Source organism: Microcystis sp. M_QC_C_20170808_M9Col, assembly GCF_007095495.1.
Taxonomy (GTDB): domain Bacteria; phylum Cyanobacteriota; class Cyanobacteriia; order Cyanobacteriales; family Microcystaceae; genus Microcystis; species Microcystis aeruginosa.
The window spans coordinates 1-9,738 of record NZ_SFBZ01000255.1; the positions used below are offsets into that span (position 1 = coordinate 1).

The window sequence follows — 9,738 nt, forward strand, 5'->3', positions numbered from 1 at the left end:
TAATGGCAGAGGCTAACTCAAATTGTAAGATGCTGTGTTTTCCTTTGGGCATAGGTTTTTGAGTGACAATTCCATGATAATATTCCCTAGCAGGCTTAGTTTCTGGAAGGGCAAGAAATACTTCGAGGGAAAGAGCTTGTTTATCTTCTATTGTGGCAAACATTAATTGATTTCTCCGATCTTGAGTTGTTTTCTATTATAAGCTCCTGACTCCTTACTCTCAGGTAAGTTTTTGATTTTTACCATAAGTCCAATCTAAAAATACGGGTTTTTCTTTAAGCTCTAGCACAAAAAATTTGATTAGCAGTGAGGTTTAACTCTGGAAAAATCCCTGAAATAAGACGTTGATCCTGTTTAAATAAATTACCTTGATATTCTCCATCGATTAATTGATAGATAGAAATGGTGGGTTCTTTGGGGCTGCCGATATATCGGGCCGAACCTTTGGCTAAATAATCGATAATCCAATATTCGGCAATTCCTAATTGTTCGTAGTCGTCGAATTTTTTCAGATAATCATCTCGCCAATTGGAACTGACAATTTCAATAATTAATTTAGCTGATGTTGCCAGAGAAATTGAGGAAGCGGTTTCCCAATAGGGATCATTAACTAGATTTTCTCTGTCTAAGATAATAATATCGGGTAGATAACCTGTATGGGGGCGAAGGGGTTTTACTGCGGCAGTATTGGGGATAAAATAGGGCAATTGCTGCCGATTTATCTCTAAGAATAGGGTTCCAGAAACAAATCCGCCAATTTCTTCGTGTTTTCCGATCGGTCGCATCATGGCTAATAATTTTCCTGCGATTAATTCGTATTGTTGTCCATCATCGGGATATTGATTGATATAGTCATCAAAAGTCAACAATTGGGGGATAGTTTGGGTTGTGGTCATGGCAGTTAGGGGAATAAGAGAGATGATTTTTCTAGATTCTAACTCGATTAACGACGTTGCCACCAAGTCAATCCAGCTAGGGTAAATCCTACTAAAGGCATCACTACCATCGCTATCCAAAAAATAGCGTTAGCTTGCAGGGGATTTAAATTAATTCTTCTATTTTCTGGTTCCTTGGCCCGGATAGATAAGGTGGCTGTTTCACCACTGGCTAACCACTGCACAGAATTTAAAAATATATCTCCGTTTAACTGTTGTTCAAACAGTCCATCGCTGGCAAAGCTGGCATTACCAATCACGATTAATTTACCTTTTTTTCCCGTCAGGGCAACTCCTAGATCAAAGGGGCCGGCTAAATCTTTTTCAGGGTTAAACTGGAGATTCTGATCATTTAAATCACTCTCAGCCCACATTTTATCATTGGTAATCATTAAAGATACGGCTTCAATTCCTTCGACGGGAACGGTAGCGATGGGACGAGCAAAGGGAAAGATAGAAATACCGTTAGCAAAATCGCGAGTAATCGGATGATTGCCGTAATTGGTAATAATGGGACTAGCCGGTCCTAGTCCGATGATTTCCCCAGCACCGGAAGCATCAATAATAATCCGATTATCTAGTTTCACACCCCAGGCGGTTAATAAGGGTTCTAATCCGGTTTCGGTTTGAGGGTCAATCAGTAATAAAATTTTGCCCCCTTGCTCAAGATAGTTTTTTAAAGCGGTGACTTCCTGGGGAAATATTTTTCTTTTGGGACTGGCAATAATAATGACATCGGCATTATTGGGAATGGTGGAACGTTCCACTAGATTAAGTGGTTCTACTTGATAACCTTTTGCTTCTAAACTATTGACTGCTTGTCCTAAACCCCCTTGAGGTTCTTTGAGGGCATTTTCTCCATGACCTTGCAGAAAGTAAGCGGTTAAAGTGCGATTAGTTTTAGCGGTTTCGATGGCGTTACTCAGTTTCGCTTCGGTGAGATTTTCCTGTTCACTAATAGTTTTCAGGGGTTGTTTTTTTTCACCATACTGTAGATAGACTCTGGACAGATTATCATTAGCTAGTTTTTTAAATTCTTGAGCGATATTGGGTTTTTTCTCCGGGTTAACTATCTCGTACTGAAATTGGGGATTTTTGCGTTGATAATTGGCTAAAAGTTCCTGTTCGTTGCCACTGATTCCCCGGGTTGAAAAAATCCAGACTTTGACTGGTTTTGACAGATTGGTTAATAGTCTTTCGGTTTGGGGGGATAAACTAAAGATTTGGTTTTCGGTTAAATCAACTCGATAGGGATAACGGAGGGCAAGAAAGTTAATTAAACCGATAACACCGAGGACAATAATAGTAGTTATGAGGGTTTGAGTACCGGTGCGGGTACTTCTTTTTTGCCAAAAGTCTTTGGAAGTGATTACTAATAACAACAGCCACCCTAGAAACAGAATAGCCCCGGCAATTAATAACCCCAGAGAGAGGGATGACCATTGACCAGAAATTAACCCCACGGTTAGGCCGGCACTAGCCAGAAAGAGGGCGGGTATATAGAGAAATTTACCGTATTTTTGCCAGGATATCATAGTTAGTTTCTTTGATAACGGTCCGCTTCGATCGCTTGAGTAGTTAGGAAGATTCCCAGCAGAATATAACTGAGGAGGATGACTAAACTACTACTGTCAAAAATTCCCCGCACGAAATTGTTAAAGGGTTGATACCAAGATAGATGGGATAGTAATTCTTTCAGGAAAAATCCGATCTGTTCTCCCACTTCTCCTCCGATGCGATCTCGAAAGAAGGTTTCGGCATTGTTAGCAATTACATCCAGTATCCAGATAAATAAGATGGTGATAAAGGTGATGATGTAAGCCAGGATAGAACTATTGGTAAGGGAAGAAATAAACATCCCGATGGCTAGGATGGCCGCTGCCAGTAAAATTAATCCTAGATGAGCCATTAAAACACTGGCTATATTCACTGGGGGAACTGCGCTACTAAAAACCACTATTTCGTAAATCCAGAGGGGGGTAATCATCACGGTAAAAAAGGCCAGCACTCCCAATAATTTACCGATGGCTATACTCCAATTAGTCAGGGGGGAAGTGGCTAAAAGTTCTAGGGTTCCCTGTCTTTTTTCCTCTGCGTATAATCCCATAGACAGGGCTGGCAAAATTACCAACAATAAAGAGGATAAAATCATGCCGATGAAAGTGGTCATAAATTCAGATACCACATCTCTGGCTACCAGAAATCCCGATTGTTCCTGGATACTAATATCGAGAATAATTCCGTAGAGAAGGGAGTTAAAGAAAAATCCCGCTACTAACCAAAATATACCCATAATGATATAGGCATTGGCGGCGGTAAAATAGCTTTGAAATTCCTTGCGAAAAATCGCCCAGATATTATTGATCATGCCTCTCCTCTTGGTGATTACTTTCCCCGCTGCCGATTACTTCCAGAAATATATCTTCTAGGGTTTTACGGGTGCGACGCATTTCTAATAAGTTATAACCATTGTTGACAACTATTCTAGCAAGTTCTGCCCCTAGGTTTGTCCCCGCTTGACCAACAATTTTAAGCAGGTTATCGCCGACTTTTGCCCCTTGCTCGACTTGCGGCAGTTGTTGCAGGATTTCTAGCAGGGAATCCCTATCACCCTCGATCTCAATTTCATAACTGGAACCGGCAGGGGTAGCGGTAGTAATATTATTGGCCACGATGCGACCCCGATTAATAATTGTCGCTCGATCGCAGGTAATACTCACTTCTGGCAAAATATGAGTGGAGAGAATAATTGTATGTTCTCCCGCTAAACTTTTAATCAGATTTCTTACCTCGATAATCTGTTTCGGATCCAATCCTACTGTCGGTTCATCTAAAATAATTACCGGTGGATCGTGTACGATCGCTTGGGCAATTCCCACACGCTGTTTATAACCTTTGGATAACTTGCGGATAATAACTTTTCTTTTTTCTAGTAACTGACATTTGCCTAACACTAAATCTACCCGCGCTTTTCTATCCCCCGATGAGATGCCTTTAATCCGTGCCACAAAATCAAGAAAACCTTCCACGGTCATTTCTGGATACAAGGGGGGATTTTCGGGAAGATAACCAATGCGACGACGCACTTCTAAGGATTGTTGATGCACATCGTATCCTGCTATCCTTGCTGTTCCCGTTGTGGCAGGAATATAACCAGATAAAATCCTCATGGTCGTGGTTTTTCCCGCTCCATTTGGTCCCAAAAAACCGAGAATTTCTCCTTTTTCTACGGTAAAATCCACGTCACTGATTGCCGTGGTAGAACCATAAATTTTACTCAGATGTTCGACTTCAATCATAAGCTTTATCAGTTATCAGTTATCAGTTATCAGTTATCAGTTATTAGATGGGAGTTAAGTACCTAAGCAAAATTAATTACACATATCTAACCCCGCTCTTGCCTCTTGCCTCTTGCCTCTTGCCTATCTTCACTAGGAAATTAATTTTGCACGACTACTTATCAGTCTGTTAAGTGACAAGTTCGGAGCTTTCTTTTAACTCGACGGAATCTAAAACCTAATTTGTTAAGCTAGAAGATTTTATGGACTTAGTTTCTAACCTTCTTTTTGGGTAGGAGAATTGCCAGATTCTTTCTTTTGCCTCTTGCCTCTTGCCTCTTGCCTACTGCTCACTGATAACTGATTTTTCCCAGACTATGATCCCGATTAATTTCTACCACTAGATGCGCTTGTTTGAGCAGGGGTGGGAGAAATAATTGCGGATGTAAACTTTTCCAAAAATACTTGACAAATTCCTCGATTTCTGATGGGGTCATACCTCCTTTTGTTTCGGCCGCCTGTCGCCATTGTAAACTGTAACGGTAGTCAAGGGGATAAAGAATCAGTAAGCGATCGATTTTTGACCAGAGGGGTAGATATTCTCGCAATCTTTGATTATTATCCCTGGCGAATTGTCGGTCTTCTTCGCTATTAATCGGATCGGGGGCATGATCAAAGACTGTTTCTTCTACTGGATTCATGCCCACAAACCAACCCTCGAAAAAAAGAATATCAACTCGTTCCACTTGTTCCGCTGCAATTCTATCTCCTTGTCCTCGATGCAGGGACTTGTCAAAACGCGGGATTAAAATCGGACTTTCTTGCTGACAAACCTGTTCTAAAACTTTAATTCCTAATGCTATATCATGAGTACCCGGTGGACCACGCCAGCGCAATCTTTCATCCTTTTGACGCAATTTTATTCGCTCATTATAGGTCTTATAAATATCATCTAAAGAGAGATTATTTACTTTTAAATCAAAATATGCTAAAATAATCGACATTATGGATGTTATGGTGGTCTTTCCCGTGCCTTGAGGGGCCAAAATGCCTTGAATTAACGGTTTTGCGTGGTTGCGTAGCTCTAGCGCCCAGGGAATCCACAAGCGCCAACAGCTGATCAAAATCTGATTTTGCTGATTTATCCCTAACTCCTGACATTTTTGCCAGACTCGCGGCCAGAGAATCGTTAATAGTTCCGCCCTTTCCTGTAGGATGAGAGGGTTAGTCTCCCTAAAATTTAAGGATTCGATCTCTAGTAAATCTTCTAGATCCGCCTCAGTTAAGGGATTTTTGTCGATTAATCCCTGTAAAATCGTCAAAATCTTCATAGCTGTTATCAGAATTAGCAAAAAACTGTCCCGATGATTCAGGAGTAATTCTCTGGGGTTAGCCACCCATACCGGCAGATTAATCCTGCTCAAGATTTTTTTTGAGAGTGTTTTTTAGGGTTATTTGCCCAAAAATGAAGGGTTCGCAGGCAGGCACGGATTCCCATTATATATATAAGTATATGTCAAGTCCCGTTTTCAGTCAAGGGGTTCGGTCAAAAATCTCTAGCTTTGTCTCCAGTTTCCCAATCGGTTAGACTAAGAATTATTCACATTACTTAACAAAACAGCCGATGAATACAGCTGCTCTGACGATAAAGCAAAATTGGCAATGGCAAGGACATTCGATACACTATGTGCAAGCGGGTACTAGAGTCACGGGAAAACCCCCGTTACTATTAGTCCACGGTTTTGGCGCTTCCACCGACCATTGGCGAAAAAATGTGTCAGGTTTAGCCTCAGAATGGGAAGTATGGGCGATCGATCTGTTAGGATTTGGTAGATCAGCTAAACCGGATATTGTCTATAGTGGCAGTCTTTGGCAGCAACAATTAAATGATTTTATCAAGGAAGTTGTGGGCCAACCGACGGTTTTAGCGGGTAATTCTCTGGGGGGTTACGCTTCTCTCTGTGTGGCTGCTAATCATTCCGAGAATGTTCGGGGATTAATTCTCCTCAATAGTGCCGGTCCCTTTAGCGATACAGAAAGCAATCGTCAGCCTAATTTAGCACAAAAATTACTGCGATCGATGCTGGTGCAACCCTGGGCCAGTTATCTCTTATTTCTCTATACCCGTCAACCCAAAACTATCCGCAAAACCCTAGAGAAAGTATATCTCGATCGCAGTGCCATTACTGAGCAGTTAATAGAAGATATCCGTCGTCCTTCCCTGGATGCGGGAGCAGCCAAAGTTTTTGCTTCTGTGTTTAAATCTCCCCGGGGGGAAAATGTGGATATTCTCCTGCAAAAGTTAAGTTGTCCCCTGTTGATGTTATGGGGTGAGGGGGACCCTTGGATGAATACTAGGGAACGCGGGTCCAAATTCCGTCAATACTATCCTTCTCTCACAGAATATTATCTAACTGCCGGTCATTGTCCCCACGATGAAATTCCCACGGAGGTTAACCAGTTGATTAGTGATTGGGTGAAAAGCTTATAGGTACTTAGGGATCGGTTATCAGGTTTTTATTTTTTTGACGCTTATCTAACCTGAAAAAAGAGGGTTCGCAGGCAGGCACGGATTCCCATTCTATATATAAGTATCTGTCAAGGGCGGGGATTTGTCAAGGGTTTTTTTGAAAAAATCTACCAGAATTTGGCCGGTGGGGAAGACATTGGCCGGTATTGGTAGAGAAGCAGATGAATGAGCAATTGTAGGGGATAACTATCTACTTTATGTCTCTGTTGGTTCCCCAATCTAATACATCTGTCCGTCTTTGTCGCAGTTGTTGGGCCGTTTCTTCTAACCAAGCAAGATAGTCTTGTTCTTATAAGTCTTTGGTATTGGTCAGGTATCGGGTTTTTATTTTTTTGACGCTTATTTGACCCGAAAAAAGAGGGTTCGCAGGCAGGCACGGATTCCCATTCTATATATGAGTATCTGTCAAGGGCGGGGATTTGTCAAGGGTTTTTTTGAGAAAAAATCTGCCAGAATTTCAGGGGAGAAAATCGGAATCGAGGATTTCTTCGGGACTATAGGGGCAGCTTTCGGCAAAGATAGCGGCCGGTAATTGGCTTTTTTGTCGGACTCGCTTCACTGCTTTGGGGTAAATAACGGCGATTCTGGTTAAAAAATAGTTATAAAGGGTTTTCGACTCCAATAAAAGTTCTAATTCCACCCGAAAGTTACCGATTTCGTCCTGCCATCCCCGCGCACATCTTTCTCTTTCCTCCGGCCAGTATTGGTAGAGAAGCAGATGAATGAGCAATTGTAGGAGATAACTATCTACTTTATGTCTCTGTTCATTCCCCAGCGCTTCGATTTCTTCTTCGAGATGTTCCCAATCTAATACATTTGTCTGTCTTTGTCGCAGTTGTTTGGCCGTTTCTTCTAACCAAGCAGGATAGTCTTGTTCGTATAAGTCTTTATTTGTCATACCCTATCCTCTTTAGCGCCGGTCAGGTATTAGGTTTTTATTTTTTTGACGCTTATTTGACCTAAAAAAAGAGGGTTTGCAGGCAGGTACGGATTCCCATTGTATATATAAGTATCTGTCAAGTGCGGGGATTTGTCAAGGGTTTTTTTATTGAGATTTTGTTAATCATCTCGAATACCGTGCATCATGGATTAGTAAACGCTCCGAAAGATTGGCAATATTCCAGTTTTCACCGTTAGGTTGAAGAAGGAATTTATGATCAGATGTGAGGAGCTTCAGAAAAGCTGATCTTTGATAGTGATATCGGTATGGAATAAAATGTAGAAGTAAAACCCAAAAAATTCAGGTAAGAAATAAAGGTAATGTTGGGTTTCGTCACCTCAACCCAACCTACAAGAGCAGCGATCGCACTACAGGATCAGCGATCACCTTTATCGAGAAGAAATAGCTACCTGCACATTCGGAGAAAAATTCTCGATTTTTCGAGAAGCATTAAGAATTTCAATCCCGATTACATTACCTGCTTGATCATAGTCAAGAATAACCCCCGGACTGATTGCCTCACTTTCTTCTACGGGTGTGTCATGCCAGGTAATTGTTAAAACGTCAACTTCAGCATCATATTTAGCTTTCATTTGATAGCTGCCTATATTTTCTAAGTTTACTGGTAACATATAGTGTAACAATTTTTTGAGGCTCAACTAAGTCATTAATGTAAATTCTCAGAAGATAAGTTTTATTGTTAATGGCGACAAACGTACCTTAATAAACTTTGAGTCCATCTTCTTCTAAAATTTGCTCAGGATTATTGAGGATGTCCTGCAATATTTTTAAAGAGATTTGGCGTTGAATAATTTTTTCTTCGGCATGGTGACTTAAAATAAAGTTCACGAGGATTTCGGGTTCTTCGGTTTGTCTTATACAATGGACGGGGTTATAAGGAATGAAACCTTTATAGAGACAGACATTGCCGCAATTTTTGTCAATTGTTGGCGATCTGGAGCGAACTAATCAATTAAATCTCTTGCCAGATAAGGATTGAGTCGATTTATGCCCCCCTATCGAACCATACCAAGTCCCGAAGAGCCTGGATTAGCAAAAATTATAAAGCAAATAATCGCACTGTAGGTCGGTTTGAACGAAGTAAAACCCCAAAAATTAAGGTAAGAAATAAAGGCAATGTTGGGTTTCGTCACCTCAACCCAACCTACAAGAGCAGCGATCGCGCTTATCTCAAGTCCCATGATCGCACGGTAGGATGTGTTAGCGTAGCAAAAAGGCGCGTTAAGTAACGCACCCTACAAGATCAGCGATCGCACTTCTTAAAAAGCGATCACACCATGAAAAGAAAACCTGATCGCACTAAAGTCCAAAATAATCGCAAATCAGATAATTATTGTTAAGAAAACAATTTGATCCGTTACATTTCATTAGCGTACCCTACACAATCACCGACTATACTAACCGGTTGCTTGTCGAGAGCAACTTCAAATAAAAATTCAGGGGCAAAGTCTGCTCCGTTTGGCCATTCTATTGTCCGACTATTTACATATGCTTTTTGAAATAAACTTTTATCTTTTAAGGGTTCAAAGATTTCCCCATACAATTCTTGTTCTAAATCTACAATCCCTTCTATTCCATTATTAAAGGTTAGCTTTAATTGATACTTATCCAGATATTCCACACAGATAACATGAAGAAATAGCTCCTTTTTAGGGAAGGGGATCGATTCTGTTAAGAGGTTTTCTTTGACGCGCATTTTCCCAGTTCTCCAATAGTTCAGATTGGTGTAGATCAAGCCACTCCCATATTAAATTTAGTCCTCTTTTGGGCATTTGACCACAAACTTCACCTGTGTGAATCATTATAACCGCTTCATAATCTTGATACTCGGCATGGATATGAGGCGGATTGTGATCGTTATATAGCAATTCTTGGAGCTATGAGGTACAATGGAAAGCAAATAGACAAATAATAAAACTTACCAGCTTCCTATGAGACCCTATTCCGTAGATTTTCGCCAAAAAATTATCGATGTCTGGAAGAAAGAAAAAATTTCCATTCGAGGACTAGCCCAGAGATTTGACGTGGCTAAAA

11 protein-coding genes and 3 pseudogenes are annotated in these 9,738 nt (G+C 40.9%); 2 read left to right on the top strand and 12 right to left on the bottom strand.

Annotation, left to right across the window (positions count from 1 at the left end; genetic code table 11):
• The 6 genes and pseudogenes from EWV68_RS15290 to EWV68_RS15315 all read right to left on the bottom strand — a co-directional run.
• A pseudogene (locus tag EWV68_RS15290) lies at positions 1-163 on the bottom strand (Uma2 family endonuclease); the annotation flags it as partial.
• Between the two features lie 112 nt (positions 164-275).
• Entirely contained in the window at positions 276-896 is a 621-nt protein-coding gene (locus tag EWV68_RS15295) for a Uma2 family endonuclease (RefSeq protein ID WP_061431092.1), read from the bottom strand.
• 47 nt (positions 897-943) lie between these two features.
• Complete coding sequence (locus EWV68_RS15300; protein WP_061431093.1) at positions 944-2,470, bottom strand: GldG family protein; 1,527 nt, start codon at positions 2,468-2,470, stop codon at positions 944-946.
• A gap of 2 nt (positions 2,471-2,472) precedes the next feature.
• Complete coding sequence (locus EWV68_RS15305) at positions 2,473-3,303, bottom strand: ABC transporter permease (protein ID WP_287170302.1); 831 nt, start codon at positions 3,301-3,303, stop codon at positions 2,473-2,475.
• Positions 3,293-4,234: an ABC transporter ATP-binding protein gene (locus tag EWV68_RS15310; protein WP_287170303.1), complete on the bottom strand. Its 942-nt coding sequence runs from the start codon at positions 4,232-4,234 to the stop codon at positions 3,293-3,295. The genes EWV68_RS15305 and EWV68_RS15310 overlap by 11 nt, the downstream gene beginning before the upstream one ends.
• A 329-nt stretch (positions 4,235-4,563) precedes the next feature.
• Complete coding sequence (locus EWV68_RS15315) at positions 4,564-5,544, bottom strand: hypothetical protein (RefSeq protein WP_061431096.1); 981 nt, start codon at positions 5,542-5,544, stop codon at positions 4,564-4,566.
• 293 nt (positions 5,545-5,837) lie between these two features.
• On the opposite strand from EWV68_RS15315, the gene EWV68_RS15320 reads away from it, so the two are divergent.
• Positions 5,838-6,704 (top strand): alpha/beta fold hydrolase, encoded by an 867-nt coding sequence (locus EWV68_RS15320; RefSeq protein ID WP_287170304.1) that lies wholly within the window; start codon positions 5,838-5,840, stop codon positions 6,702-6,704.
• Positions 6,705-6,880: 176 nt separating this feature from the next.
• Here EWV68_RS15320 and EWV68_RS21940 read toward each other — a convergent pair.
• From EWV68_RS21940 to EWV68_RS15345, 6 genes and pseudogenes are all read right to left on the bottom strand, one after another.
• Positions 6,881-7,056 (bottom strand): annotated as a pseudogene (locus EWV68_RS21940) (DUF29 family protein); the annotation flags it as partial.
• 144 nt (positions 7,057-7,200) lie between these two features.
• Positions 7,201-7,641 (bottom strand): DUF29 domain-containing protein, encoded by a 441-nt coding sequence (locus EWV68_RS15325; RefSeq protein ID WP_061431098.1) that lies wholly within the window; start codon positions 7,639-7,641, stop codon positions 7,201-7,203.
• Positions 7,642-8,072: 431 nt separating this feature from the next.
• Positions 8,073-8,315, bottom strand: coding sequence for a DUF2283 domain-containing protein (locus EWV68_RS15330; RefSeq protein ID WP_002775710.1), 243 nt, complete (start codon positions 8,313-8,315; stop codon positions 8,073-8,075).
• Positions 8,316-8,403: 88 nt separating this feature from the next.
• On the bottom strand, positions 8,404-8,532 hold the full coding sequence (locus EWV68_RS15335; RefSeq protein ID WP_260324545.1) for a hypothetical protein: 129 nt from the start codon (positions 8,530-8,532) through the stop codon (positions 8,404-8,406).
• 529 nt (positions 8,533-9,061) lie between these two features.
• Positions 9,062-9,400 carry a DUF2442 domain-containing protein gene (locus EWV68_RS15340; RefSeq protein ID WP_061431099.1) on the bottom strand — a complete coding sequence of 113 codons (339 nt, stop codon included), beginning with the start codon at positions 9,398-9,400 and terminating at the stop codon, positions 9,062-9,064.
• The gene (locus tag EWV68_RS15345) at positions 9,354-9,572 is read right to left on the bottom strand and encodes a DUF4160 domain-containing protein (protein WP_287170306.1); all 219 of its coding nucleotides are present in this window, start codon (positions 9,570-9,572) and stop codon (positions 9,354-9,356) included. The genes EWV68_RS15340 and EWV68_RS15345 overlap by 47 nt, the downstream gene beginning before the upstream one ends.
• A gap of 63 nt (positions 9,573-9,635) precedes the next feature.
• Here EWV68_RS15345 and EWV68_RS15350 point away from each other — a divergent pair.
• Positions 9,636-9,738, top strand: a pseudogene (locus EWV68_RS15350) (IS630-like element ISMae26 family transposase); the annotation flags it as partial.

Coding starts and splice junctions, on each gene's coding strand:
- EWV68_RS15325 (WP_061431098.1), bottom strand. CDS start 7,641: ATGACAAATAAAGACTTATACGAACAAGACTATCCTGCTTGGTTAGAA.
- EWV68_RS15315 (WP_061431096.1), bottom strand. CDS start 5,544: ATGAAGATTTTGACGATTTTACAGGGATTAATCGACAAAAATCCCTTA.
- EWV68_RS15320 (WP_287170304.1), top strand. CDS start 5,838: ATGAATACAGCTGCTCTGACGATAAAGCAAAATTGGCAATGGCAAGGA.
- EWV68_RS15300 (WP_061431093.1), bottom strand. CDS start 2,470: ATGATATCCTGGCAAAAATACGGTAAATTTCTCTATATACCCGCCCTC.
- EWV68_RS15305 (WP_287170302.1), bottom strand. CDS start 3,303: ATGATCAATAATATCTGGGCGATTTTTCGCAAGGAATTTCAAAGCTAT.
- EWV68_RS15295 (WP_061431092.1), bottom strand. CDS start 896: ATGACCACAACCCAAACTATCCCCCAATTGTTGACTTTTGATGACTAT.
- EWV68_RS15330 (WP_002775710.1), bottom strand. CDS start 8,315: ATGTTACCAGTAAACTTAGAAAATATAGGCAGCTATCAAATGAAAGCT.
- EWV68_RS15340 (WP_061431099.1), bottom strand. CDS start 9,400: ATGCGCGTCAAAGAAAACCTCTTAACAGAATCGATCCCCTTCCCTAAA.
- EWV68_RS15310 (WP_287170303.1), bottom strand. CDS start 4,234: ATGATTGAAGTCGAACATCTGAGTAAAATTTATGGTTCTACCACGGCA.